Here is a 24,984-nt window from a genome sequence, read left to right on the forward strand (position 1 = left end):
TGATCGCAGGCGATGCCCTTATCGTGCTACTTCCCCCTGCGCAGGGCCAGCGCCACCAGGGCCGCCACGCCGAGGCCCGCCCCCGCCACCCACCGCCGCTGCCGGGCGATGCGTCGCTCCACCTCGGAGTAGGGCGTGGTGGAGAACGACACCAGCTCGTACCGGGAGGCGTAGCGGCCGGGCAGCACCCGCTCCAGCGCGTGCTCGACGCGCTTGCCGGCCAGGAACGTCCGGGAGCCGACCTTGTCGCGCATCTCCACGAAGTTGTCCAGCGCCAGCCTGGCGATCACCTCGGTGTCCGCGGTGCGCCGCTCGAACAGCGCCAGCGCGGCGGGGAAGTCGTCGCCGGTCTCGTCCAGGCAGCGGTCGAGTTCGACGCAGTCCTCGAACCCGCAGTTGGCGCCCTGGCCGTAGAACGGGACGATGGCGTGCGCGGCGTCGCCGACCAGCCCGATCGTGGTGGGCCCGATGGTGCGGTGCCAGGGCGAGCAGCGCATCGTCACCAGGTTGCCGACCGGGTTGGCCGCGTAGTCGTCGGCCAGGCCGGGCATCGCCTCGGCCGCGTCGGGATAGTGCTCGGCGAAGTGGCGGCGGACCTTCTCCGGCGTGTCCAGCGCGTCGAACGCCTCGTGCGGCCAGAACAGGGTGCAGGTGAAGGTCCGGTCGGGGTTGGGCAGGGCGATCATCATGGACCGGCCGCGCGGCCAGATGTGCAGCGCGCCGGGGTCGAAGGCGAAGTCCCCGTACCGGGCCGGGACGCTCAGCTCCTTGTAGCCGTAGTCGAGGTAGGACTGGCTGAAGTCCACGCCCGGCTGCGTCTGCAGCTTGGCCCGCACCGCGCTGTAGGCGCCGTCGGCGCCGATCACCACCGGCGTCTTGCCCGAGGTGACCGGCCCCTGCGGCGTGTCGAAGGTGAGCACTCCGTCGTCGATCCCGGTCAGCCGGTGCCCGAAGTGCACGCGCACGCCGGGCATCGCCTCGGCCGCGTCGAGCAGCTTGCGGTTCAGCTCACCCCGGCTGATCGAGTTGATCGCCCGCCTGCCGTCGGCGCTGTAGGGCTGGAAACTGAGCGTGCCGTCGATAGCGTGCATCATCCGGCCGGGCATCGGCAGGGCCTCGGCCAGCACCTCCCCATCTAGCCCGAGGCGGCGCAGCGCGTCGATGCCCCGCTCGGAGATCGCCAAGTTGATCGACCTGCCCCGCTCGGCGCCCGCCTCACGCGGGTCGGCCCGCCGCTCGTACAGCGTGACCTCATGCCCTCGGCGGGCCAGGTAGCAAGCCAACAGGCAGCCGACCAGTCCTGCGCCAACAACGGTTACCTCCACAGTGACCCCTTTCGTCCCCTTGTTAGTACAGGTAGGGGCACCGCGAAGTCCAGGGGCTCAGGCGGTGAAGGGCAGGCGCTCGCCCGACTCCAGCAGGGCAGTCGTGGAAGCGGCGAGCGGTCAGCCGCCCGTGTGGTCCAGGCGTTTGGCGATGGCCAGGGCGGTGGTGCGCCAGATCGGGGCCGCCGGATCGATCACCGCGAAGTGGTCACCCGACATTTCCAGATATGTCACTTCATCGCCCGATTCGCTGGCCGCTCTGGCGTACCTGCGGCCGAAGTCGACCAGGTCCAGGTCGTCGCCCGAGCCCTGGACGATGAGCTGCGGCACTCCCAGCGGAAGCCTGAGCAGCGGGCAGGACCGCAGGTAGACCTCGGCGGGCGCGGTGGCGCCCAGGGCGGAGGAGACCGCGCCGGTGCTCATGTGGCGGCGGTCGGCTTCGACCAGGTCCAGGACTCCGGCGAGCGACACCGCCAGCGCCACCCGGGCGCCGTCCGCCGCCGCCCGCAACGCGAGCTGCGCCCCCGCCGAGTGCCCGGCGACCGCGACCCGGTCCAGGTCGAGCGGCGCCCGCAGGTCCGCCAGCGCCGCCAGCCCGGCGGCCACGTCCGCGGTGGTGACGTCCCAGCCGTGCAGGTCCGGCCTGCGGTACTCCAGGTTCCACGCGGCGAACCCGCGACCGGCCAGGTCGGCGCAGAGAGCGTCCATGAGGTCGGCGCCCCAGATCGACCGCCAGTACCCGCCGTGCACGAGCGCCACGACCGGGTGCGGGCCGTCCGTCTCCGGCAGGTACAGCTCGCCGCGCTGGTCGGGATGCCCGCCGTACGGCACGCGCGTCGGCGGGCGTCTGCGGCGGTGCACGGCGTGCCGGATCGCCCAGGCGAGCCCCTCGACCCCGCGCCCCTGGATGTGCGCGGCGCCGGGCACGGGGCCGACCCTGGCCAGGTCGAGCCAGACGACCCCGTCGGGCGAGTCGCGCATCAGCTCGCGCGTCTCGTCCTCCGGCCCAGGCAGGATCACCAGCGCGCCCGCCCCCCCTGGGGCCGGGGGCAGTTGGGCGCGTACCTCGGCCGCGTCGTGGGCGTGGATCAGGACGCCTCTGACGCCGAGCGCGGCGAACTCGCGCTCGGCGACCTCGCCGAGCAGCGCCCGGTCGGCCACGAGTCCGGGGGCGATGACGACCCGCACCTGGCTCACGGCGTCGATGTCCGAATCGGAGAGCAGCGCATGACTCACGACATTAGCGAATATTTCTCCGCGTGACCCTGCGGCCCGGGACGCGGCTAGGTTGGGACGGGTGCGCGTCCACTCCCTACACCCCTGGCCCGCCACGCGGGCCGAGGCCGAGGCCGTCCAGGACCGCCTCCGCCCGCTCGTGTCGCTGACCGGCCCCGCGACGTTCCCGCTGGTCGCGGGCCTCGACGTGCACTACCGCGGCGAGGACGAGCTGACCGCCGCCGTGGTGGTGCTGCGCTCGGGCACGCTGGAGGTGGTCGAGCAGGTGTCCGTGCGCGGCAGGACGACCTTCCCCTACATCCCGGGCCTGTTCGCCTTCCGCGAGGCGCCCGCCCTGGTCGAGGCGCTCGAACGGCTGAGCGTCACCCCGGACCTGCTGGTCTGCGACGGGTACGGCCTGGCCCACCCGCGCGGCTTCGGCCTGGCCTGCCACCTCGGCGTGCTGACCGGCCTGCCCGCCCTCGGCGTCGGCAAGACCGCGTTCGTCGGCGACTTCGACGAGCCCGGCCGCAGCCGCGGCTCCTGGTCGCCGATCACGCTCGACGGCGCCGTGGTCGGCAGGGCGCTGCGCACCCAGGACGGCGTCAAGCCCGTCTTCGTCTCCCAAGGGCACCGCATCGCCCTGGACACCGCCTGCGACCAGGTGCTGGAGCTGGCGCCCCGGTTCCGTCAGCCCGAGCCGATCAGGCGGGCCGACCGGCTGGCGCGCGGCGGGTCCACGCCCACACCGTGAGCCAGACGGTGAGCCCGAACAGCGCCATCCCGAGCGGCACGTGCACGCTGATCACCCCGGATCCGCCCATGGCCGACTGGACGAAGCCGAGCAGCAGGGCGACCAGGCTGGCCAGCGCGGGCCAGCCCGGACCGCGCCCCGGACGCCAGATGAGCACGGCCGCGATGAGCTGGAGCAGGCCGAGCACGTGCACGGCCGTGGAGCCCATGCCGTGCGCGCCGCCCGCCGCGCCGCTCATGAGCTGCCCGGCGGTCACCGCCTGGACGAGCACCGCCACCGCCGCGAGTGTGACGAGCACCTTGAAAGCGGTCTGGACCCCGCTGCCCTTCCGCGCTTCGACCTCGGTTGCCACTGATCCTCCGTAGAACGTCCGTGAGGACTCCAGGATCTTGCGCGGGCGGGCGGCGGGCATCCGCCCGTCGTCGTCCTCCGGTCTACTCCCGCTGGGGTAGGCCGGAGGCGTAGAGCTGTTCCAGGACCGCCGCCACGCCGTCCTCGTCGTTGGACAGCGTGGTCCGCTCGACGGCGGCGAGCACCAGGTGGTGGGCGTTGGCCATCGCGTACCCGGTTCCGGCGAAGGCGAGGACGGCCAGGTCGTTCGGCATGTCGCCGAAGGCCACCACGTCGGCCGGGTCGACGCCCCGCTCTGCGCAGAGCCCGGCGAGCGTGCCCGCCTTCGTCACCCCGGTGGCGCTGATCTCCAGCAGTCCCCGGCCGCCCGAGTGGGTGACCTCGGCGGTGCCGTCGAGCGCGGCGACGGCGGCGGTGAACATCTCGTCGGCGTGCCTGGCGGCCGACCAGGCCAGCACCTTCACGATCGGCTCCCCCGCCTCCCACGGCGACGGCACCGCGCGGCCGTCCGGCAGGGCGCGCGCCTGGTACTCGGGCTCGAACAGCACGCCCGAGCCGGTCTCGACCGCGAACGCGACCCCGGGCAGGGCCTCGGACAGCGTTTCGGCGACCGTGCGCGCGGTGGCAGGTTCGAGCGCGTGCGTCCTGAGGACGGAGCGCCCGGCCAGGTCGTAGACGATCGCCCCGTTGCTGCAGATCGCGGTGCCGGACACGCCCGCCGCCTCGGCGATCGCGTCGACGCTGCGGGGCGGCCTGGCGGTGACGAAGACCACCTCGGCGCCCGCCTCACGGGCCAGGCGGAGGGCGTTCCGGGTTCGCGGGGACAAGAAGGCCCCCGTCCGCAGGAGCGTGCCGTCAAGGTCGGTGGCGACGAGGCGCGGGGGCGTCATGGGCGCATTATCTCCTCAGAGCAGCCGCCTGATCTCCCCGTAGGTGCGGTAGAAGCCGCCGCGGCCGGACGAGCGCAGCCCTTCGACCAGGTAGCGGGCGCCGGGCTCGCGGATGTTCTTGGGGAACTGGACGTTCCAGGTCTCGTAGCCGGGGCTGGCCACCCGCACCCGCAGCCGGTCGCCCTCGCGCACGCACTCCACCACCACGCCGTCGCCCGCGTGGGTGACGGTCTCCAGCACGACCGACGGCTCGACCGCCGCCAGCGAGGCGGACGCCTTCACGTCGACGGGCACGGGGACGGTGCCGCCGCTGGCCGCCTTGATCGCGGCCTCGCTGGCGTCGATGCAGGCGAGCGTGCCGTCGGTGGTGACGATGTAGAGGCGGTCGTCGAGGAACTGCATGGAGTACGCCGAGCCGCAGCCGGTGCCGAGCTTCCACAGCCGCTCGCCGGAGGCGTCGAAGCAGTAGATCGAGGAGTGGCTGTCACCCGCGAAGACGTAGCGTCCGCCGGGCGCGGTGGCGCAGGAGAAGACCGCGCCGTCGCAGCGGTAGACGGCCTCGATCGCGCCGTCGCTCTTGGCCAGACGGTGCACGGTGCTGCGCGACGTGCCCGCGTAGACGGAGTGCTCCTCCTGCCAGCCGAACAACACCGCGCCGGCCACGGGCGTCTGCCACTGCGGGGTGCCGTCGGCCGCGTCGTAGCGGGCCACGCCGTTCGAGTGGCCGTGGTAGACCGCGTCGCTGTCGCAGCGGACCATCCACGCCGAGGTGCCGTGGCCCTTGCGCGCCCACTGGAACTCGTCCTCGTAGTCGATGGTGGTGATCCGGCCCGCCTGGTCGGAGACGCCGAGCACGCCGTCGTGGACGTCCAGCCAGTAGATGTCGACGTCGGCGGCGATCTCGTAGGCCACCCTGGGGACCTTGCCGCCCAGGTCGTACACCTTGCCGTCGTCGCAGCCCGCGTAGATCCAGAAGTCGTCGGCGACGATGCACTTGACGCCGTCGGGCAGCCGGAAGCGGCCGGTCACCTGGCCGGAGTGGGCGATGGTGTAGACGTCGCCGTTCTGGTTGCCGACCCAGCAGCGCTCCTCGTCGACGAAGATGCCGAACGCGGCGGCGCCGCTGTCGAACCGCCACAGCACCGGGGCCTGCCGGGCGGTGGAGCGGGTGCTGGTGATGCTCCTGCGGGTGACCTGCCTGCGCTGCCGCACCCCGCGTACGGCGGGCGCGTACCCCTTGCGCAGCTTCTCCCCGAGCTTCTTGTCCGCCACCGCCCGCGCCTTGTCCGCGGTGGGGAAGGACGAGACCTTGCGCTGTCCCGCCTCCCCGATCCGCCCGTAGGTGATCGTCACCTCGGTTCCGGCGACCACCACCTCGTAGAACTTGTGCGCGCTGCCGTCGTCTTCGGACAACTCGAGATAGGTCATGTCCGCATCTCTCCAGATTTACCGGTCTTGATCAGTGATCGGGAGAGTAGACGACACCCACGACAATCCCGCCCCACCTGCATGCGCGGGGTGTCGCGGAATCCGGAACGAGTGGACATTTGGGTAGGGTCGCTGGCATGCGTCGTCTCCCCCGTGTGCTCATGGTCGTGCCCGCGATGTTCCTCGTGGCAGGGTGCGGGGCGATCCAGGACATGGGCGGGGTGATGGATCTGGCGCAGGCGTGCGACGAGGCGACCGAGCTCACCGGTGACCTGATCGGCAGGACCGCGGGGCTGACCGGGGATCCGGGCGGGCTGAAGAGGGCGCTGGACGACACGGCCGTCAAGCTCGGGAAGGCCGCCGCCCGCGCGGGGGAGCCCACCCTCAACGAGGCGCTCACCGGCCTGGCCACCACCTACCGGACCATCGACACGACGAACGCCGCGGCGGCCGTGGACAGGATCCGGTCCGACACCGCCGACTACCTGCAGGTGATCACCCGGGCCTGCGGCTGAGCACCGGTCAGCCGCGCAGCTCCGCGGGCATGAGGGTGGCCGCGTCCAGGAGTTCGAGGCCCACCAGTTCACCCGACTCGCCGAAGTCGAGCACGATGTCCGCCACCTGCTGCTGCCGTTCCGCCTCGCCGGGCACGGCCTCGCGGGTCAGGGAGATGTAGGCGCTGTCGCCGTACCTGGTCACGTAGACGGTCCGCGGGACGCGGGACGGCCGGTACTCGTCCCAGGCGAGCAGCCCCCGCCGGGCCTCGTGGGAGCCCGCGACGGCACTGCGCACCATGACCAGCGCCAGCTCCAGGGCCAGCAGCGAGTCGGGCCCGGTGACCTTGCGCTCGTGCTCCCAGCCGTCGAGACCGTCGATGCGGTACGGGCACGACCACTCCCCGGTCGGCTCCTCGTAGGGCAGGCCGATCGTCACGATGACCTCGTGCGGTTCGGCGTCCATCGGGAGGACGCGCTGGGCGATCTCGTACATGCCAGGTGAACTACCCACTCACGGCCGGAAATGGACCCTCCGGAGTAGAGTCGGCACGTTGAGCGATCCTCAGCCGGCGGCGTCGATCTCCTGACGGGTCGGCATGGAGGTGCTCGCGCCCTCGCGCGTCACCGAGATCGAGGCCGCGACCGAGGCGAACCGCAGCGCCTCGGCGGGCGGCCTGCCCTCGCTGCGGGCCACGGCCAGCGCGCCGACGAAGGTGTCGCCCGCCGCCGTCGTGTCGACCGCCCGCACGGGTACGGCCGGCGCCCGCAGCCGCTCGCCGCCGCGCGAGCCGTACAGGGCGCCGCGCGAGCCGAGTGTGATGACCGCCTCCGGCACCAGGTCCAGCAGCGCGGCCAAGGCGTCGTCGGGGTCGGCGTGGCCGGTGATGTCGGCGGCCTCGTGCTCGTTCGGCACCAGCAGCGTGACCGCCTCCAGCAGTTCCCGGGGCAGGGGCTGGGTGGGCGCGGGCGTGAGGATCACCGGGGCGGAGGAGACGCGCGCGGCCTGGGCGGCGCCGATCACCGCCTCCATCGGCAGTTCGAGCTGCAGCAGCAGCGCCGCCGACCGGGCGATGACGGCCAGGTCCTCGCCGGACGGCCCGGAGATCGTGCCGTTGGCGCCCGGGACGACGATGATGGAGTTGCCGCCGGAGTCGTCGACCACGATGTGCGCGATCCCGCTGGCGCCCGGCACCTGGCGCAGCCCCGTCACCTCGACGCCGGACCTGACCAGCGTCTGGCGCATCTGCACGCCGAAGCCGTCGTCGCCGACCGCGCCGAGGAACGCCACGCGCGCCCCGGCCCTGGCGGCGGCGATCGCCTGGTTGGCGCCCTTGCCGCCGGGAATGGTGTGGAAGGCCCGCCCCGTGACCGTCTCTCCCCTGGCGGGCGCCTTGCTCACGTAGGCGACCAGATCCATGTTGACACTGCCGAACACCGAGATCATAGGTCCATCATCCTCTGTGTCCGCCGTGCCAGCTCACCCAGCCCGATGCCGTCGAACCCGGTCAGGCTGCTGGCCAGGCTGTCGCGCATGCGCCACCGCTCCGGGACGCCGCCGTTGAGCGCCCCGGCGATGGAGCCGACGGTGGCGCCGGCCGAGTCGGTGTCCCAGCCGCCCGCGACGGCCCCGGCGACGGAGGCGGTGAAGTCGCCCCCGGCGTGCACGAGGCTGGCGGCGATCAGGGCGGCGTTGTTGATCGTGTGCACCCAGTGCAGGTGGCCGTGCCGCTCGTGCAGGAGGTCGAGGACGCGCTCGAAGTCGGGCTCGCGGGTGGCGTCGGCGACCGCCTCCCGTACGGCCACGGCCAGCCGCGACTCGCGCGGCACCACCGACAGGCCCGCCTCGACGACCTCCGCCACCGAGTCGGCGACCAGCGACTGGGCACACATGGCGGCGACGAACATGGCGCCGTAGACGCCGTTGGCGGTGTGGCTGAGCCGGGCGTCGCGCCAGGCGTGGGCCGCGGCGGTCACCGGGTCGCCGGGGTTGACCCAGCCGTAGACGTCGGCCCTGATCAGCGCGCCGATCCATTCGCGGAACGGGTTGCGCCGGGTGGCGGTCTCCGGCGGCTCGACGCCGTCGAGCAGGTTGCGGTAGGCGACCCGCTCGGCGGTGAACGTCCGGCTGGCGGGCAGCTCGTCGAGCCACAGCTTGGCGACGTCCTCGGTGGTGAAGCCGCGGCCGTGCCGTTCCAGGACGGACAGGGCCAGCAGCGGGTAGTTGAGGTCGTCGTCCTCGGGGATGCCGTCGATGTTCTCGGCCAGCGAGTTGAGCGCGCTGCGCCGGTTCCACGGCCACTTCGCGGCCAGGTCGGCGGGCAGGCCCTCGGCGGTGAACCAGCCCCTGATCGGCCAGTTGCCCGTGGCCTGGGCGATCTGCCGTACCCCCTCGCGTGGGATCTTCTCCACCGGCTTGCCGAGCACGCATCCGGCCGCCCGCCCCTGCCAGGCGCCGAGCAGCCGGCCCTCCTCGGGCGCGCGCCGCTTCCCCGGCTCGCGGGCCGCGCCGAGGATCCCGGCCAGGTCCGACGGCTCGGGCAGCGGCGACGGGATCGCGTCCAGCTCGTCAAGCAGTTCCCCGGCGAGCGCGCGCAGCCGCAGCGCGCCCGGCTCCGAGGCGCCCGCGCGCGGCGGGGCGTCGTGGCCGCCCGCCGCGTGCCAGCGGGCGGCGATCTCCCGCACGTCGCGCCCGTCCTCGGCGGCCTGGCGCAGCTCGTGCCCGACCAGGTCCTCCGGCTGCACCCAGGTGAGCCGCAGCATCACGCCCGCTCCCCCTCGGACAGCGCGGCGAAGGCGTCCTCGTGGGCGCGCCGCCGGGCCAGGTCCTGCCGGTGGATCCGTTCGGCCAGCTCGGCGATCACCAACCCCGGCGCCACCAGGTCGGTACGGCTGGCCGTCCCCACCTGCTCCACCCACTCGCCCGGCACCGCCGCCAGCCCGCCCAGCGCACCCGCGACGGCCCCGCCCATGGAGGCGATCGAGTCGGCGTCGCGCCCGTAGTTGACGCCGCCCAGGACCGTCTCCCGGTAGTCCCCCTTGGCGATCACCAGGAACGCCAGCGCCAGCGGCAACTCCTCGATGCTGTGCGTACGGCTCGGCCGCCGCGCCCCCAGCCCCTGGTCACGGTAGGTGTCGGCGACGGTGTCGAAGGGCCGCATGGCCGCGCGCAGCACCTCGAAGGAGCCGTCCCAGTGGCCCAGGCCGCGCGCCGCCGAGCAGACCGCGTCGATGGCCGCCCGGGTGCCGTCCTTGGCCAGCCGCAGCGTGGTGGCCACCACCGAGTCGACGGTCGCGCCCGGCCGCATCGCCTCGGCGACCGCGGCCGCCATGACGCCCGCCGCCTCGCGGCCGTAGCTCGACTGGTGCGCCCCGGCCAGGTCGACCGCCTCGGCGTAGGCGGCGTCGGGGTCGGCGGCGTTCACGATGCCGACCGGCGCCATGTACATCGCGGCGCCGCAGTTGACGATGTTGCCCGTGCCCGCCTCGCGCGGGTCGACGTGGCCGTAGTGCAGCCTGGCCACGATCCACTTCTCGGCCAGGAAGATCCGCTGCAGCGGCAGCGCCTCGGCCTCCAGCTCCGGGATCCACACCCGCGCGCCCATCAGCTCGGGCACCAGGTGGTCGGCGGCCGAGTAGGCGTCCAGGTGCCCGCCCGCGCGTTCGTACACCCTGATCAGGGCGTGCGTCATCAGGGTGTCGTCGGTGATGTGGCCGTCGCCCTTGTGGTACGGCGCGATCGGCCTGGCGTTGCGCCAGTCGGTGTTGTACGGCGGGACGACCCCCTCGACCTGCCCGCCGTACCTCTGCACGATCTGCTCGGGGGTCCAGCCTTCGGTGGCGCCGCCGAGCGCGTCACCGACCGCCGCTCCCGCCACGCATCCGGTGGCCTTGTCCTGCAGCGGCGTCATGCGATTCCCTCCACGATGTCCATGAGATCCCTGCCCGCCAGTTCGGGCAGGCAACAGCCGGCCAGCCGGGCGGCCGCGGCGGTCCACCCCTCCGGGATCGCCGCGTAGCCGCCGGCCGCGCCGGTCAGCGCGCCCGCGAGCGCGGGCGCCGAGTCGGCCAGCGAGGCCAGGCAGGCGGCGGCCGGTACGGCGGCGCCGATAGCCCCGCCCGACACCTCCGCCAGCGCCAGCGCCACCGGCACGGTCGCCGCCGCCGATACGCCGTAGCTGTAGACGTGGTCGAGCAGCGCGGCGTCGAGGCCGGGCACGGCCCCGAACGCGTCGCCCGCCTCGCGGGCCACGGCCAGCGCGGTGCGCGCGTTCAGCCCGATGGCGGTGTCTTCGGGCAGCTCGGCCAGCGCCGCCCGTACGGCCTGCGCGACCGAGCCCGAGGAGATCGCGGCCGCGATCGCGGCGGCCATCGCGCGGGCGCCGAGCACGCCGTCACCGGCGTTGGTGACCTGCGCGTCGGCGACCGGGTCGCGCCCGGTCGCGCCGAAGGCGACCGCCCTGATCGCGGCGGCGTCGTCGAAGTGGTGCGGGTTGTCGTGCCCGCTGGCGGGCGGCTCGACGCCGCGCGCCAGGTTGTCGATGGCGGTCGTCACCGAGATCCGCGCCCTGATGTCCTCACGCCCGACGAATGTCCGGAACGCCGCCGCGCGGTCGTCCTCCAGCGTGAGCGCGGTCCAGGCCAGCCACTCGGTGTCGTCGGACGGCCCGGCGGCCAGCGGCGCGATCGGCTGGTTCAGCGCGAACGGCACCGGCAGCGTGGTGACGCGGTACTTCTCGGCGAAGGCGTCGAGCTCGTGACGCAGCCGCCTGCTCCAGGGCGCGTGCAGCGCCGATCGATGGCGAGCGGCCGGCCAGCCCGCGGCGTCACCCACGGCCAGCCCGGCGAACGCCCCTCTGATCCTGTCCCCCGACATGTCCCTACAGTCCCTTCGCCAGTTCGTCGGCGACGTCGAGTACGTGTCTGCCCGCCACGATCGGCAGGCACTTGCCCGTGGCGGGACCGATCCGGTCGGCCCAGCGGTCGGGCACGCCGTCCTCTCCCCTGCTCGCGCCCGCCAGGGCGCCGGCGATGGCGCCGATGGTGTCGGCGTCGCGGCCGAGGCTGACCGCGAAGGTCACCGACTCCTCCACGTCGCCGCCGCCCGCCAAATAGGCGGCGAAGGCCAGGGCGACGGCCTCGGGCGCGAGGTCGGTCCACGGGTAGTGCCGCACGACGACGGCGTCGTGCAGCGCCCTCGTCAGCGCGGCTGTGTCGTCTACCGGGTGGGCGTGCAGCACGGTGAGCACCCGGCGGAGGTTGCGGGCCGTCCACGAGTCCGCGGGGACGGCCGCCAGCCCGGCGGCGACCACGTCGGCGGGCTCGGCCGCCGCCATCGCGGCGGCCACCGCCGCCGCGACCGCCCGGCCGCCGAGGATGCCCTCGCCGCTCTGGCTGACCCGCCCGTCCTGCTCGACCAGCCGGGCCGCCTCAGCCGGATCACCGGGGCAGAAGATCCCGTACGGCGCCGCCCGCATGGCCAGCCCGTCGGACCAGCCGTGCGCGTGCACCCGTCCCGTCATCGGCGGTTCGAGCCCGCGCCGGATGGCCTGGATGGTGCCGAGTTCGGAGAACCCGGCGCCGCGCATCGGCCCGGTCACCGACGGGATGATCTGGGTGCGGTAGGCGTCGGCGACGTGCTCGGAGGTCAGGTCGTGGCCGTGCCGGACGAGCAGGGAGGCCGCGAAGATGGCGTACTCCGTGTCGTCGGTGCCGCCGCCCTCGATCTCGGTGAGCCGCCCCCATCTGCGGGCGATCTCCTCCGGCTCGAGGTTCTCGGCGGGTGCGCCGAGGGCGTCGCCGGCCGCCAGGCCGAGCAGGCACCCCCGGGCGCGATCCAGGAGCGGCGTCATCGCTGGTACCGCTCCAGCACCTTGTTCCCCTCGTCCACGAGCTGCTTGGCCGCCTCGTCGAGAGAGATCTTGTTGGCGTAGTACTGCTGCAGCGTCGGCGTCGCCACCTTGCTCTTCCACTCGTCGAAGCCGTTGACCTTCAGGAACGGCGCGACGACCAGGTTCTTGACCGAGGCGGTGGCCACGGCCCAGCCGTTCTCCTCGGTGGTCATCGACGGGTCGGCGGCGGCCTGCTGCGAGGTGGGCAGCAGCCAGTCACCCTTGGCGAGCTTGGCCTGGTTCTCCCCGTTGAGGAAGTAGGAGATGAACTTCATCGCCTCCTCCGGGTGCTTGCTGTCGGTGGCCACCGACAGCGTCTGGGAGACCGCGCCCTGGTCGGTGGAGGTGCCCTTCAGCGGCGGCAGCGTGACCCACGCGAAGTCCTTCGGCGCCTGCTCGGCGACCTGCTGGCGGAGGAACACCCCGGCCGGCAGCATCGCGAACTTGCCCGCGTAGAAGGCGGGCAGCGGGTCGGCGGTGCCCTGGCCGAGCGCGGCCGGGTCGGCCGACTTGTCCTTGTGCAGCTGGTCGTGGATGCGCTGCAGGACCTGCTTCTCCTCGGGGCCGACCTTGACCGTGGTCTTGCCGTCGGCGCCGGTCTGGAAGAAGGTGCCGCCGAAGTTGAGCGCCAGGTTCAGCGTCTTGTTCACCGGCGCCTTCATCGGCCAGGCCGTGCCGAACTTGCCGTCCTTGGTCAGCTTCTTGCTGATCTCGGCGAACTCGTCCCATGTCCACGGGTTGTCCGGGGTGGGGATGCGGACGCCGGCGCCGTCGAGCAGCTTCTTGTTGGCGATGATGACCTGCGACTCCTGCAGGAACGGCACGCCGTACACGCCCTGGTTGCCCTTGCCGTCGTCGAAGGTGACGGTGTCCCAGGCGGCCTGCGGGATGTCGCTCTTCAGCTCGGCGGGCACCTTGTCCTTCAGGTCCAGCAGGTAGCCCTGGGCGGCGAAGCCGGACAGCGCCGGGGAGTCCTCGTGGATCACGTCGGGCGCCTCGCCGCCGGCGAAGGAGGTGACGAGCTGGTCGTTGACCGTGTCCCAGCTGCCCTGCACGTAGGTGACCTGGATGTTCGGGTTGGCGGCGTTCCAGGCCTGCACGATCGCCTTGTTCGCGGCGACCGACTCCTTCTGCCAGGCCAGGCTGAGGAAGTCGAGCTTGACCGGCTCGCCGGGCTTGGCGGCCTCGCCGTCCGCACCGCCGCCACCGCCGCACCCGGCGGCCAGGGCGACGATCGCCGCTGCCGCCAACGCGGATTTGATACGCATGGCACTCTCCTATCGAGGGGTCAGCCCTTGACTGCTCCGGCCATCAGGCCGGACCTCAGCCGCCGCTGGATGATTGCGAAGAAGATCAGGCTCGGGATGGTCGCCATCAGCGACGCCGCGGCCATCGGGCCGAGCCTGGCCACTCCCTCCGGCCCGGTGAACCGGGCCAGGACGAGCGGCAGGGTCATCACGTCGGGGTCCCTCAGGACCACGAGCGCGAACATGAACTCGTTCCACGAGGAGATGAACGAGAAGAGCAGGGTCGCCACCACGCCGGGGACCAGCAGCGGCGCCACCACGCTGACGAGCGTCCGGGCGCGGCCCGCGCCGTCGACGGCGGCGGCCTCCTCCAGCTCCGCCGGCACCGCACGCACGTAGCCCTGCAGCATCCACAGCGCGAACGGCAGCGTGAACGTCACGTGCACGATGACCAGCCCCTGCAGGGTGCTGATCAGATCCAGGTTCTTCAGCACCATGAACAGCGGAATGATGATCAGGATGAACGGGAAGACCTGGCTGACCAGCACCCAGCCGAGCCCGATCTTGCTGACCAGCCCCTTGAAGCGGGCCATCGCGTACGCCGCGGGCAGCGCGAGCACCACGGTCAGGAAGGCGCTGCAGACCGCCACGATCAGGCTGCGCAGCCCGGCGCCGACCAGGTCCTGCTCGCCGAACGCGTCGGAGAAGTTGGCCAGCGTCGGGTTCTGCGGGATCCAGGTGGGATTGAGGTTGGCCATCTCCTGCGGCGTCTTCAGCGCCGTCGACAGCAGCCAGACCAGCGGGAAGGCCAGGAAGAACAGGTAGGCGAGCAGGGCCAGGTACTGCGGAGTCCTTCTCATGACGCCTCCCGCATCTGCCGCCACAGGTAGAGACCGAGGACGGCCAGCACGACGATCACGATGCCGAGGCCGAGCATGGCGGCGTATCCGAAGAAGCCGTACCGAAAGGCCTGCTCATAGGCGAACAGCATCGGCAGCCTGGTCTGCCCGCCGGGCCCGCCCTGGGTGAGCACGTAGACGAGGCTGAACTGGTTGATGTTCCACACGAAGTCGAGCGAGGTGATGGCCACCACGACCGGGCGCAGCTGCGGCAGGGTGATGTTCCAGAACTTGCGCCACCTGCCCGCGCCGTCCACCTCGACCGCCTCGTAGAGCTCCTTCGGCACGCTCTGCAGGCCCGCCAGCAGCACCACCGTGGTCTGCGGCATGCCCGCCCAGACGCCCATCACGATGACCGCGGGCAGGGCGAGGGAGAAGTCGGCCAGCCAGTCGATGTTGGTGCCGAGCATGCTGTTGAGAATGCCCGCGTCCGGGTGATAGACGAGCCGCCACATCAGGCCGATGACCACCGGCGGCATCGCCCACGGCACCACCGCGAGCACCCTGGCGAGGCCGCGGAAGCGCAGGTTCTGGTTGAGCAGCAGGGCCAGGCCGAGGGAGAGGAGGAACTGCAGGGTCGTCACCGAGACGGCCCAGATGATCCCGATCTTGAAGGAGGACCAGAAGACGTCGTCGGCCAGCATTTCGCCGAGGTTGGCCAGGCCGACGAAGTCGGGGACGTCGTTGCGGCCCGCGCGGGCGTCGGTGAAGGCCAGGCCGATGCCGTACACGAGGGGGATCACGCTGAACAGCACCACCGGCACCAGGGCCGGCAGCATCAGCATCAGCACCTCGCGGTTGCGGCGGGAGCGGGGCTTGCCGCGCGGCTTCCGCGCGGTCGGCGCGGGTCTGGTCGCGGTCGCCGTCATGAGACGCCCCCGTTCGTGATCGTGCCGTCCCCGGCCTGTACGCCTTCTGCCCGCGCGGGTGCGTCGCCGGGGGCATCCGCCGGGCCGGCGCGGCGGGCCTCCGCGTACGGGGGCTCCTCGGACGAAGTCGAGGCGGGCACCGCGGCGGCCTCGCCCACCGTGGAGGCGCGCACCGCCAGCCTCGGCTCGACCGTCACCACGCGCGGCTCGCGCCCAGGGTTGTCGAGGCGGTCCAGCAGCAGCTCGGCGGCGGCCCTGCCACGTTCGGCCGAGCCGAGCGAGACGCTGGTGAGCGACGGCCAGGCCGCCGCCGCGAGGTCGGTGTCGTCCATGCCGACCACCGCCACGTCCTGCGGCACCCGCCGGCCCGTGGCCCGCAGCACGTCCAGCGCGCCGAGCGCGATCAGGTCGTTGGCGCACATCAGCGCGTCCACCTCGGGCTCCCGCTCCAGCAGCCGCGCCACCGCCCGCGCCCCCTCCGCCCGGTAGAAGTCGCCGATCTCCACCAGACTCTCGTCGTACGGCAGGCCGAGCGCGCCCAGCGCGTCCCGGTAGGCCTCGCCTCGGGCGGCGCCCGGAACCGTGTCGACCGGGCCGTTGACCAGGCCGATCCGGCGGCGGCCGAGCGCGTGCAGGTGGTCCAGCGCCAGCCGTACACCGGTCCGCGAGTCGGCCCTGACGTTGTCCACCGGGATGCCGTCGGGCATCAGGCCGATGATGACCACCGGCGCGCGGGCGCTCGCGATCATCTTCAGGTGCTCGTCGGTGACCCGCAGCGGGCTCAGGATCAGCCCGTCGACGTACCGCTCGCCGAGGCTGTGCAGCACGTCGATCTCGTCGGCGGCGATCGCGTCGGTGGACTGCAGCACCAGCCGGTATCCCGCGGCCTTCAGCACCGGCTGGATCTGCCGGACCATCGCCAGGTAGTTGGGGTTGCCGATGTCGGCCATCGCGAAGGCGATCTGGTTGGTACGGCGGGACTTCAGCGAGCGGGCGACGGCGTTGCGGACGTACCCGAGCTCCTCGGCGGCGGCCAGCACCTTGCTCACCGTCTCCTGCCGGGTCGGCAGGCCGTTCAACACCCGCGAGACCGAGGCGATGGAGACCCCGGCGCGCTCGGCGATGGTGTTGATCGTGGGTCCGTCGGCCAAGGCGCGTCCTTTCTTGGGGGTAAACGTTTCCAGTAAGCGACTGTAAACGTTTACCGCGATGGGCTTCATGAAACAGGCACGCACCATCAGGGTCAAGTCACGATCCCATAACGCCAGGTCAGACCCTGTGCGCCCCACAAACTACAAGCCCCACGAGTCCGGAGAGACCACCCACACGACCTCCGCCTCCGAGAGATGAGCGGAAAGCCCCGAACGGAAGGGGCTGAGCAACCCCCCAAGCCCCAGGCCACATTCAGCACCCGGCAACCCTCACCGGGTGTGGGGTGGGTGGAGGTTGGGGGGTCAGAGGGAGTTGAGGTGGCCGCGGGAGGTTAGGTAGCGGTCGGCGAGGGTGCAGGTGCCTTCGGTGTAGGTGGCGCCGAGTTCTCTGGCGATCTCCACGCCCTGGTGGGTGCCGATCCAGGCCGTCAGCAGGAGGCGCCGGAACAGGATGAACGTCCAGATCTCCGCCTCGTCCTCCCTGTTCAGCGACTCCTCGGTGCGGTAGCCGCGCAGCCAGGAGTCGATCAAGGTGGGCACCCGCGGATCGTCCTCCATGAAGCTCAGCGCCGCCGCCAGATCGTAGACATGCCACCCCCACCCGCAGTCGTCGAAGTCGATCACACTCGGCGGCCCGTCACCGTCCACGAGCAGATTCGCCAACCGCAGATCCGCATGGATCAGCCCGAACCGCTCGGCCCCCATCCCATACCGCCCGAGCCGCTCCCCCAGTTCCTTCTCCAGCCGCTCAAGCACGGCCCGCGCCTCCAGATCCACCCCGATCCCGTCACTCCACCGCCCCCACCTGGCCTCCACCCCGAAGGCCGCATCCCAATCCCACCGAAACCGACTGAACCCCACCGGCATCGACCACCCACGCGCATGCCGATGCATCCTCGCCGTCACCGCCCCAAGCCGCCCGAAATCGGCGACCAGCCCCTCCTGCGGCGGCTCACCCCCCGGCAAGAACTCGAACATCACACAGCACCGCCCCCCAACCGACCCATCACCGGATCCCCCTGGTTGGACGCCGGAGATCACGCCCGGTTCGCCCGGTCCGACCTCGACCACCCGGGCGCCGTCCCGTGCGGGAATCACCCGGGGTGTGCGCACGCCGGCGTCACGTCTGAGCGCTTCGAGCCACGCCAGTTCCGAGGCGATGGCGCCGGGAGAGTGGTAGCCGAGACGGTGCACTCGAAGGATCGCGGTGCGTCCGGCCTCGGGATCGTCCACCCGGAACGTCGCGTTCTCGGAGACGTTGATCAACGTGGCGGTCGCCGCCGGAGAAAGGTCGTAGCGCCGCAGCGCGGCCCGCGCCACCACCGCCACCTCCGACAGCACCCCGCCACCAGCGGAAAGATCGTGAAGCCCCATCCCGCCATTCTCCCGGCCCCGAACCGCCGAATCCCACCATGGGGCCAGAAAAGGGCCCAGCCTCGATCACCCAAGCGACGTAACGGCGGCCCGGTGTCGGCTCCCGAGCGGCGTCGACCGGCGGGCGTCCGCCGGTGACCACCCTGGGAGCCCGGCCCCGGCTTGCCGTACGGGCGGAGAGCCTCACCGTGCACGCGCAGAGAGACGGTCAGGGGGCGTTGGATTCGGTGAGGGGGCGGGAGGGGGAGGTGGGCAGGGCGCGGATGGCGGGGGTGCCGGCGAGGGTGACGACGGCGGCGAGGGCGGCGGGGATGATCAAGGCGATCTGGAGGGAGGTGACCTCCGCGACGTAGCCGAGTACCGCGGGGCCGAGGAGCAGGCCCGTGTAGCCGAAGGCCGTGACGAGGGAGAGTGCCCGGCCGACCGCCCCGCCCGCCGCGCCCACCGAGCTGAACACCACCGGCACCACGGTCGCCAGCCCGACCCCCACCAGCGCCCACCCGCTCCACGCGCACGCCACCCGCAGCGCGGCGCCGGTCAGCGGGGCGACCAGCACCAAGACGTACCCGCAGGTGGCGAGGACGCCCGCCAGCTGGATGGTACGCACCGACCCGAGCCGCGCGCGCAGCGGGTCGCCCATCAACCGCACGGTGGTCATCGCCACAGAGAAGATCGTGTACGCCAGCGGCGCGGCGGCCGGATCGGTGTCGAGTACGAGCCGCGCGTGCAGGGCGGCCCAGTCGATCGCGGCGCCTTCGCTGAGGTGCCCGGCGAAGGCGACCAGCCCGAGCATCCCGACCAGCCCCCACGGCATCGCCCCGCCCCCGGCCCTGGCGCCGTCCGCTCCCGCGGCGTGCGCGGCGGGGCGTCCGGGCAGCAGGAGCCTGGCGTGCGGGATGTACAGGAACGGCACGACGAGCGCGGCCACCACGAGCAGCACCTGCCCGTCCACGCCGAGCTTCAGCCCGGCGGCGGTCAGCGCGCCCCCGGCCGCGCCGCCCAGGCTCCACACGCCGTGGAAAGCCGAGATGATCGGCCGCCTGTAGCGCTGTTCCACCTCCACGGAGTGCACGTTCATCGCCACCTCGGTGATCCCCAGCCCGAGCCCGAAGACCACGGCGAGCACGGCCAGCCACGCGTAGGAGGGGGCGAGGGCGGGCCCGAGCAGCACCACGGCGGAGAGGGGCCCGCCGATCCAGCAGATGAGCCGGCTCGACCAGCGGTCCACCAGCCGCCCGGCGATCAGCATGGACACCAGCGCGCCGCCGGAGGTGAGCAGCAGCACCGACCCGAGCAGGGCGGGCCCGAGGTGCAACCGGTCGTTGAGCGTCGGCAGCCCGGCGGCCCACATGCCCATGACGAGTCCGCTGAGGAAGAAGTACCCGAAGACACCCGTGCGGGCCCGCGACGCCACCTTGTCCACAATTTTGTTCACGCCGAGAGCATAAGCGCTGAATCCGGCTGCCACAATGGCGGCATGTATGGCGCCAAGACGAGCGGCGAGCTACGCGCCCACAACCGGGTACGCCTCCTGCGCGCGATCCACGACCGCGCCGCCGCCAGCACCAGGTCCCAGCTCACCCGCGCTCTGGACCTGGCCAGAGGCACCGCCTCGGTCCTGGTCGGCGGCCTGGCCGAGGACGAGCTGCTGCACGAGGAGCCCGCCGCCGAGCAGGCCAGGGGCCGCCCCACCCAGGTGCCGGGCCCGCACCCGAACGGCCCCCTGGTGCTCGCCGCAGACCTGCGCGAGGACGCCTGGGAACTGGCCGCGTGCGAACTCGGCGGGCGGTACACGGTGCTGGAGACCAGAGGCCACGACGGCTCCCCCGAAGGCGCCCTGCTGCCACTCGGCGCCGCCATCAGGGACCGGCTGACCCCTCGCGTGGTCGGCGTGGGCCTGTCGGCGGCCGGTCCGGTCCGGTGGGGCCGGATCCTCGACATCGCGCACCTCGGCTGGGCGGACGTCGACCTCGCCGCGATGCTGCCGATGGCCGTACCGCTGCACGTGGGCAACGACGCCCGGCTGGCCGGGCTGGCCGAGGCGCGGCGCGGGCGCCTGCGCGGGGTGGGCGTGGGCCTGCACCTGCACGTCGACTTCGACCTCGGCGGCTCGCTGCTGATCGAGGGCCGCCCGCTGACCGGCGCCTCCGGCACGGCGGGCGAGTTCGGCCACATGCCGCTCACCGGCGGCGGGCGGCCCTGCCCGTGCGGGGCGATCGGCTGCTGGAGTCTCGACGTCGGCGGCAACGCCCTGCTGCGCCACGCCGGCCTGAGCGCGGGCGGCGGGCGCGGCCGACCGCACGCCGACCGCCTCGTCCGGCAGGCGGGCGACGGCGACGCGGCGGCGCTGGCCGCGGTGACCGCCGTCGCCCGCGCCCTCGGCACCGGCATCGGCGCCCTGGTGAACGCGCACGACCCCGAGGTCGTGACGCTGTCGGGTCTGGGCGTCGATCTGCACGCGCTGGCCGGGCGGGCGCTGTCGGAGACCTACGCGGAGGGCCTGATGGCCTTCCGCGAGCGTCAGCCACCCCCGATCGTCCCCTCGGCCCTGGGCCGTGCCGGGCCCCTGACGGGGGCGATGGAGTCGGTGTTCGACGCGTTCCTGACGGTCGAGGGCCTGGACGCCTGGCGCTCGGCGCGGAGCGGCTGACCGGCACCTGGAGGTGACGAAGCGCACAACGACACGCCCGGCGCGCGCCCTGTGATGGACGACACGTTCGCAGGCCCTCCGGCCCCGGCGGGAACGACCGCCCCAGGAAACCGGAGCCGTCCGAAACCCGTCCGCGCGACCCCGTCGAATCCCGGGGGACCCTGTGCCTAAAGTCACTCTGTCTCATGATTTTTCGGCATAGCTGAGGGGTGCCCGTGAACCTCGAAATCGCGTTGCGCATGTGCGAGGCCGCGCTCAAGCAGGCCGCCCGGGAGGGCGCGCTCATCTCGGTCGCCGTCGTCGACGCGGGCGGCCATCTGGTGACGTTCCAGCGTATGGAGGGTGCGGAGATCGCCGGCCCGGTACTGGCGCCGGGCAAGGCCTACACCTCGGTGGCCAACCGCAGGTCGACGGCCGATCTGGCACTGCTGACCGTGCCGGGGGGCGAGCTCTACGGTCTGGCCGGGGATCGGTTCATCTGTTTCGGCGGCGGCGTCCCCCTCTGGGCGGCGGAACGGGTGATCGGCGGGGTGGGGGTCAGCGGGGGTACCGTCGCCCAGGATGTGGCGTGCGCCGAGGCCGCCGCTTCGGTGTGGCGAACGGGCTGAGCGGCGGCTTTCTGCGACACGCACCGCTGGCATCCGTCATGATTAGCCGCGTCAGCACGGGTAACAGACTCCCGAATCCTTACTCCCCGAGGAGAGAACAGAGATGGCACTTCCCACCCTCACCCCCGAGCAGCGCAAGGCGGCTCTGGAGAAGGCCGCGGAGGCGCGCGCCGCCCGTACCGCCCTGCTGGCCAAGGTCAAGGCCGGCGAGCTGACCTTCGCCGACCTGCTGGAGCGCGACGACGACATCGCCAAGAAGATCAAGGTCTCGCAGGCGCTGCGCGCCGTGAAGGGCGTCGGTCCCGCCAAGGCGACCGCGCTGATGGAGGAGGCCGGCGTCGACGACAAGCGCCGTCTCGGCGGCCTGGGCACCCAGCAGCGCAAGAAGCTGGTCGACGCGCTGCAGGGCTAGAAGCCGGTGCCGGGTCCGCGCAGCGCCGGCAGGCGCCCGCGCGGACCGGCCGGCATCAGGTCCGCAGATAGGCGAGTACGGCCAGCACCCGGCGATGCTGGTCACTGTCCTCGGCGTAGAGGCCGAGCTTGGCGAAGATGCTGCGGATGTGCTTCTCCACCGCGCCGTCGCTGATGACGAGCTGCCGCCCGATCGCCGGATTGGACTTGCCCTCGGCCATCAGGCCGAGCACCTCGCGCTCACGCGGCGTGAGCTGCGCCAGCGGGTCGTTCCTGCGCCTGCGCACCATGAGCTGGGCCACCACCTGCGGATCGAAGACCGTGCCGCCCGAGGCGACGCGGCGCAGCCCTTCGAGGAACTCCTCCACGTCGACGACCCGGTCCTTCAGCAGGTAGCCCACCGCGCCCCTGGCGTCGGCGAGCAGGTCATCCGCGTAGGACACCTCGACGTACTGCGACAGGATCAGCACCGGCGCTCCCGGCACCCTGGTGCGCGCCTCCACCGCCGCCCTGAGCCCCTCGTCGCTGAACGACGGCGGCATCCGCACGTCGACCACCGACACGTCGGGACGGTGCTCGGCGACGGCCTCGACGAGGGCGTCCCCGTCACCGACCGCCGCCACCACCTCGTGCCCGAACTCTTCCAGCAGCCTGACCAGGCCCTCCCTGATGAGGACTGCGTCATCGGCCACGACTACCCGCACGGCACCTCCGCCACGATCACTGTCGGCCCGCCGTTCGGCGAGGTGACCGTCAGCTCGCCGTCGACTGCGCGGAGCCGATCGGCCAGCCCGGCCAGGCCGTGTCCCTTGGCGACGTGTGCGCCGCCGACCCCATCATCCCCGATCGTCAGCATCAGGACGCCACCCGTGCGGGACAGCTGGACGGTGCAGACCGTCGCCCGGCTGTGCTTGGCCACGTTGGTGAGGGTCTCGGCGACCACATAGTAGATCGTGTTCTCGACGGCCGCCTGGTAGCGGCCCTCGGTCTGCACGTCCAGCTCGACGGGGATGGTGCAGCGGCCGGCCAGCGCGGCGAGCGCGGAGGGCAGGCCGCGGTCGGCGAGGATCGGCGGCGCGATGCCGCGGGACAGGGCGCGCAGCTCGTCCAGGGTCTCCCTGGTGGCGGTGATCGCCTGGCCGATGGTGGCCTGCGCGGCCTGGGGGTCCTTGGCCATCTGCCGCTGGGCCCGCGACAGGTCCATCGCCAGCGACACCAGCCGCTGCTGCGGCCCGTCGTGGATGTCGCGCTCCAGCCTGCGCAGCGCCGACGCCTCCGCCGACACCGCCGCGGCCCTGCCCTCGGCCAGGTCGTCGATGCGCTCCTGCAGCTCGGCCACGCCGGTCAGCAGCGCCCGGCCGAGCCCCGCCCGCATCAGCACCGCCCCGCGCACCACGGGCGGCATGATGATCGCGCCCAGCACTCCGAGGCCGACGTAGAAGGCCGAGTTGACCAGGTAGCCGTCGCCGAAGCCGAGCAGCTCGGGGAGTTCCACGTTGCCCGGGATGTTCGAGGTGACGAGGCCGTAGATCGGATAGGTCAGGCCCAGGATCGGGATCGCCCAGAACACCACGGCCACCACGAACGTGATGATCGCGATGGGGAAGTTCACGATGCCGTGCAGCAGGTCCAGCCAGGACTGGCCGCTGGTCATCGGGTTCACCAACCGGCGGAAGGAGCCCGCGCCTTCGGGCGCCGCCTTGTAGCGGGGCCGTACGGCCGGGCGGCGCAGCACGTCGGAGAGCCAGCCGCGCTCGGAGTCGGCGAACCCCCGCGCGATCATCAGCGTGCCCACCAGGATCGGCACGCCGATCCAGACCACCGCGGTGCCGATTCCCGCTACCAGCCCCACGATCAGCACAACGAAGCCGATGATCGCGGTGGGGAAGCCGATCAGCAGGTAGCGCGTGTCAAGCAGGACACGCCTCATCAGGGAGCGCATACCACCACGGTACGAGCACCGCGTCCCTCACTCGACCCTGCGCACCGGCCTCCGGGGGTAGGGCTAGCCCTACCCTCCCCGGTAGTGAGGTCTCAACCTCAGGACGGCAGCCCGCGTCACTGTGCCCGGCGGCGCGAAACGGGAGCCTTGAAGCGTCCACCCGCCGACGAGATCGAGGCCCCCATGACCGTCCTGCTCGACCGCCCCCTGCCCGTCGCCGACGGTACGAGCACCCCGGTCGCGGTCCCCCGGAGCCCCGTCAAGGGGCGAGACTCGTTCATCGACCTGCTGCGCCTGTTCGGCATGGCGCTGGTGGTGCTGCAGCACTGGACGATCCCAGTGCTCACCTATGACGGCGCGCGGCTGGCGACCGGCAACGCGCTGTCCACTCCGGGCGCGTGGGCGATCACCTGGATCAGCCAGGTCATGCCGCTGGTGTTCTTCGCCGGTGGCGCGGCCAACGCGATCAGCTTCCGGCGCACGACGGTGCCCGCCCCCGCCTGGCTGGCCGTACGGCTGCGCCGCCTGGCCTGGCCGCTGCTGCCGCTGGCCGCCGTGTGGATCCCGCTCCCGCACATCCTGCTCACGTTCGGCGTGCCCGAGCAGCCGCTGGAGGTGGGCGCCCGGCTGACCGGGCAGCTCCTGTGGTTCCTCGCGGTGTACCTGATCGCGGTCACCGCCACACCGCTCCTGCTCAGGGCCCACGACAGGTACGGCTGGCGCGTCCCGGCCGTGCTGGCCGCCGGCGCGGTGCTGACCGACGTGCTGCGTTTCTCCACCGGCTTCGAGGCGGCCGGGTACCTCAACATCGTCTTCGTCTGGCTGGCCGTGCACCAACTCGGCTTCTTCTACACCGACGGGCGGCTCAAGCGGCCCGCCGTGCTCGCGGCGGCCGGGTTCGGGGCGGCGGCGCTGCTGGTGGCCTACGGCCCCTACCCGGGCAGCATGATCGGCCTGCCCGGCGCCGAGGTGTCGAACATGGCGCCGCCCACGCTGGCCATGCTCGCCGTCGGCCTCGGCCAGATCGGCCTGGCCACACTGCTGCGGCCGTGGATCGTGCGGCTGAACACCGGCCGGCTGGTCGCCTGGGCGGGCCCGCGCATCATGACCGTCTACCTGTGGCACATGCCCGCGCTGTTCGCGGTGACCGGTGTGGTCGTGGTGACGCTCGGCGTGAACACCCCCGCACCGGGGAGCCTCGCGTGGCTGGCGGGCTGGCCGGTCTGGCTCGCGCTGCTGGGCCTGGTCATGTGGCCGCTCCTGCGGGCGTTCGCCCGCTTCGAGGAGCCGCCCGCCCTGCCGTACGGAAAGACGGGCTGGCCGGGCGCGCTCGTGGCGGCCGGGCTGGTGGGCGGCGGCATCCTGACCCTGACCGTCACCGGTTTCGCCCCCGGGCTGGCCCCGGCGCTCGCCACGATCGCCCTCATCGGCGGTCTCCTGCTGACCGCGCCGAAGTCCCGCGCCTGACGGCCGAGCGGGAGCCCT

The 24,984-nt window shown here is 72.6% G+C and carries 25 protein-coding genes; 6 read left to right on the top strand and 19 right to left on the bottom strand.

Annotation, left to right across the window (positions count from 1 at the left end):
* Positions 1 to 26: 26 nt before the first annotated feature.
* Both ABZ911_RS08370 and ABZ911_RS08375 read right to left on the bottom strand, forming a co-directional pair.
* Positions 27 to 1,325, bottom strand: a complete 1,299-nt coding sequence (locus tag ABZ911_RS08370) for an NAD(P)/FAD-dependent oxidoreductase (RefSeq protein WP_358053318.1) — start codon at positions 1,323 to 1,325, stop codon at positions 27 to 29.
* A 120-nt stretch (positions 1,326 to 1,445) separates the two neighbouring features.
* On the bottom strand, positions 1,446 to 2,561 hold the full coding sequence (locus tag ABZ911_RS08375; RefSeq protein WP_358053320.1) for an alpha/beta hydrolase: 1,116 nt from the start codon (positions 2,559 to 2,561) through the stop codon (positions 1,446 to 1,448).
* Between the two features lie 61 nt (positions 2,562 to 2,622).
* On the opposite strand from ABZ911_RS08375, the gene ABZ911_RS08380 reads away from it, so the two are divergent.
* Positions 2,623 to 3,294, top strand: coding sequence for an endonuclease V (locus tag ABZ911_RS08380; protein ID WP_358053321.1), 672 nt, complete (start codon positions 2,623 to 2,625; stop codon positions 3,292 to 3,294).
* Here the strand turns inward: ABZ911_RS08380 and ABZ911_RS08385 are convergent.
* The 3 genes from ABZ911_RS08385 to ABZ911_RS08395 all read right to left on the bottom strand — a co-directional run bounded on the left by ABZ911_RS08385 (position 3,245) and on the right by ABZ911_RS08395 (position 5,963).
* Entirely contained in the window at positions 3,245 to 3,646 is a 402-nt protein-coding gene (locus ABZ911_RS08385) for a hypothetical protein (RefSeq protein ID WP_358053323.1), read from the bottom strand. The two genes, ABZ911_RS08380 and ABZ911_RS08385, sit on opposite strands and share 50 nt — an antisense overlap.
* Positions 3,647 to 3,728: 82 nt before the next feature.
* A complete protein-coding gene (locus ABZ911_RS08390) occupies positions 3,729 to 4,535 on the bottom strand; it encodes an HAD-IIB family hydrolase (RefSeq protein ID WP_358053325.1) in 807 nt (268 codons plus the stop codon).
* A 15-nt stretch (positions 4,536 to 4,550) separates the two neighbouring features.
* Positions 4,551 to 5,963: a WGR domain-containing protein gene (locus ABZ911_RS08395; RefSeq protein ID WP_358053327.1), complete on the bottom strand. Its 1,413-nt coding sequence runs from the start codon at positions 5,961 to 5,963 to the stop codon at positions 4,551 to 4,553.
* 137 nt (positions 5,964 to 6,100) lie between these two features.
* Here ABZ911_RS08395 and ABZ911_RS08400 point away from each other — a divergent pair, with 137 nt between their 5' ends.
* Entirely contained in the window at positions 6,101 to 6,478 is a 378-nt protein-coding gene (locus tag ABZ911_RS08400; protein WP_358053330.1) for a hypothetical protein, read from the top strand.
* Positions 6,479 to 6,485: 7 nt separating this feature from the next.
* Here the strand turns inward: ABZ911_RS08400 and ABZ911_RS08405 are convergent, their stop codons facing one another.
* The 12 genes from ABZ911_RS08405 to ABZ911_RS08460 form a co-directional block, all read right to left on the bottom strand.
* A complete protein-coding gene (locus tag ABZ911_RS08405) occupies positions 6,486 to 6,953 on the bottom strand; it encodes a DUF2283 domain-containing protein (protein ID WP_358053333.1) in 468 nt (155 codons plus the stop codon).
* Positions 6,954 to 7,022: 69 nt separating this feature from the next.
* Positions 7,023 to 7,904 (bottom strand): ribokinase, encoded by an 882-nt coding sequence (gene rbsK / locus ABZ911_RS08410; RefSeq protein ID WP_358053335.1) that lies wholly within the window; start codon positions 7,902 to 7,904, stop codon positions 7,023 to 7,025.
* Entirely contained in the window at positions 7,901 to 9,220 is a 1,320-nt protein-coding gene (locus tag ABZ911_RS08415; protein WP_358054017.1) for an ADP-ribosylglycohydrolase family protein, read from the bottom strand. Before ABZ911_RS08415 ends, rbsK begins: the two co-directional genes overlap by 4 nt.
* A complete protein-coding gene (locus ABZ911_RS08420) occupies positions 9,220 to 10,368 on the bottom strand; it encodes an ADP-ribosylglycohydrolase family protein (protein WP_358053337.1) in 1,149 nt (382 codons plus the stop codon). The genes ABZ911_RS08415 and ABZ911_RS08420 overlap by 1 nt, the downstream gene beginning before the upstream one ends.
* The gene (locus tag ABZ911_RS08425; RefSeq protein ID WP_358053339.1) at positions 10,365 to 11,333 is read right to left on the bottom strand and encodes an ADP-ribosylglycohydrolase family protein; all 969 of its coding nucleotides are present in this window, start codon (positions 11,331 to 11,333) and stop codon (positions 10,365 to 10,367) included. Before ABZ911_RS08425 ends, ABZ911_RS08420 begins: the two co-directional genes overlap by 4 nt.
* Before the next feature lie 4 nt (positions 11,334 to 11,337).
* Positions 11,338 to 12,309, bottom strand: a complete 972-nt coding sequence (locus tag ABZ911_RS08430; RefSeq protein ID WP_358053341.1) for an ADP-ribosylglycohydrolase family protein — start codon at positions 12,307 to 12,309, stop codon at positions 11,338 to 11,340.
* Complete coding sequence (locus tag ABZ911_RS08435) at positions 12,306 to 13,616, bottom strand: sugar ABC transporter substrate-binding protein (protein ID WP_358053343.1); 1,311 nt, start codon at positions 13,614 to 13,616, stop codon at positions 12,306 to 12,308. Before ABZ911_RS08435 ends, ABZ911_RS08430 begins: the two co-directional genes overlap by 4 nt.
* Positions 13,617 to 13,636: 20 nt before the next feature.
* Positions 13,637 to 14,455, bottom strand: coding sequence for a carbohydrate ABC transporter permease (locus ABZ911_RS08440; protein ID WP_358053345.1), 819 nt, complete (start codon positions 14,453 to 14,455; stop codon positions 13,637 to 13,639).
* Positions 14,452 to 15,363 (bottom strand): sugar ABC transporter permease, encoded by a 912-nt coding sequence (locus tag ABZ911_RS08445; RefSeq protein ID WP_358053347.1) that lies wholly within the window; start codon positions 15,361 to 15,363, stop codon positions 14,452 to 14,454. The genes ABZ911_RS08440 and ABZ911_RS08445 overlap by 4 nt, the downstream gene beginning before the upstream one ends.
* The gene (locus tag ABZ911_RS08450) at positions 15,360 to 16,514 is read right to left on the bottom strand and encodes a LacI family DNA-binding transcriptional regulator (protein ID WP_358053349.1); all 1,155 of its coding nucleotides are present in this window, start codon (positions 16,512 to 16,514) and stop codon (positions 15,360 to 15,362) included. The genes ABZ911_RS08445 and ABZ911_RS08450 overlap by 4 nt, the downstream gene beginning before the upstream one ends.
* 303 nt (positions 16,515 to 16,817) lie before the next feature.
* Positions 16,818 to 17,888 (bottom strand): phosphotransferase, encoded by a 1,071-nt coding sequence (locus ABZ911_RS08455; protein WP_358053351.1) that lies wholly within the window; start codon positions 17,886 to 17,888, stop codon positions 16,818 to 16,820.
* A 208-nt stretch (positions 17,889 to 18,096) separates the two neighbouring features.
* On the bottom strand, positions 18,097 to 19,323 hold the full coding sequence (locus ABZ911_RS08460) for an MFS transporter (protein ID WP_358053353.1): 1,227 nt from the start codon (positions 19,321 to 19,323) through the stop codon (positions 18,097 to 18,099).
* Positions 19,324 to 19,365: 42 nt separating this feature from the next.
* Here ABZ911_RS08460 and ABZ911_RS08465 point away from each other — a divergent pair, with 42 nt between their 5' ends.
* The 3 genes from ABZ911_RS08465 (at position 19,366) to mihF (ending at position 21,558) form a co-directional block, all read left to right on the top strand.
* Entirely contained in the window at positions 19,366 to 20,538 is a 1,173-nt protein-coding gene (locus tag ABZ911_RS08465; protein ID WP_358053355.1) for an ROK family protein, read from the top strand.
* A gap of 215 nt (positions 20,539 to 20,753) precedes the next feature.
* A complete protein-coding gene (locus ABZ911_RS08470; RefSeq protein ID WP_358053357.1) occupies positions 20,754 to 21,146 on the top strand; it encodes a heme-binding protein in 393 nt (130 codons plus the stop codon).
* A 103-nt stretch (positions 21,147 to 21,249) separates the two neighbouring features.
* Positions 21,250 to 21,558, top strand: coding sequence for an integration host factor, actinobacterial type (mihF, locus tag ABZ911_RS08475; RefSeq protein WP_358053359.1), 309 nt, complete (start codon positions 21,250 to 21,252; stop codon positions 21,556 to 21,558).
* Positions 21,559 to 21,613: 55 nt separating this feature from the next.
* On the opposite strand, the gene ABZ911_RS08480 is transcribed toward mihF, so the two are convergent.
* Complete coding sequence (locus ABZ911_RS08480; protein WP_358053361.1) at positions 21,614 to 22,261, bottom strand: response regulator transcription factor; 648 nt, start codon at positions 22,259 to 22,261, stop codon at positions 21,614 to 21,616.
* Positions 22,252 to 23,499, bottom strand: a complete 1,248-nt coding sequence (locus tag ABZ911_RS08485; protein WP_358053362.1) for a sensor domain-containing protein — start codon at positions 23,497 to 23,499, stop codon at positions 22,252 to 22,254. Before ABZ911_RS08485 ends, ABZ911_RS08480 begins: the two co-directional genes overlap by 10 nt.
* Before the next feature lie 147 nt (positions 23,500 to 23,646).
* Between ABZ911_RS08485 and ABZ911_RS08490 the strand changes: the two genes are divergently transcribed.
* On the top strand, positions 23,647 to 24,966 hold the full coding sequence (locus ABZ911_RS08490) for an acyltransferase (RefSeq protein ID WP_358053364.1): 1,320 nt from the start codon (positions 23,647 to 23,649) through the stop codon (positions 24,964 to 24,966).
* Positions 24,967 to 24,984 lie beyond the last annotated feature (18 nt).

Source organism: Nonomuraea sp. NPDC046570 (assembly GCF_040645915.1).
Taxonomy (GTDB): domain Bacteria; phylum Actinomycetota; class Actinomycetes; order Streptosporangiales; family Streptosporangiaceae; genus Nonomuraea.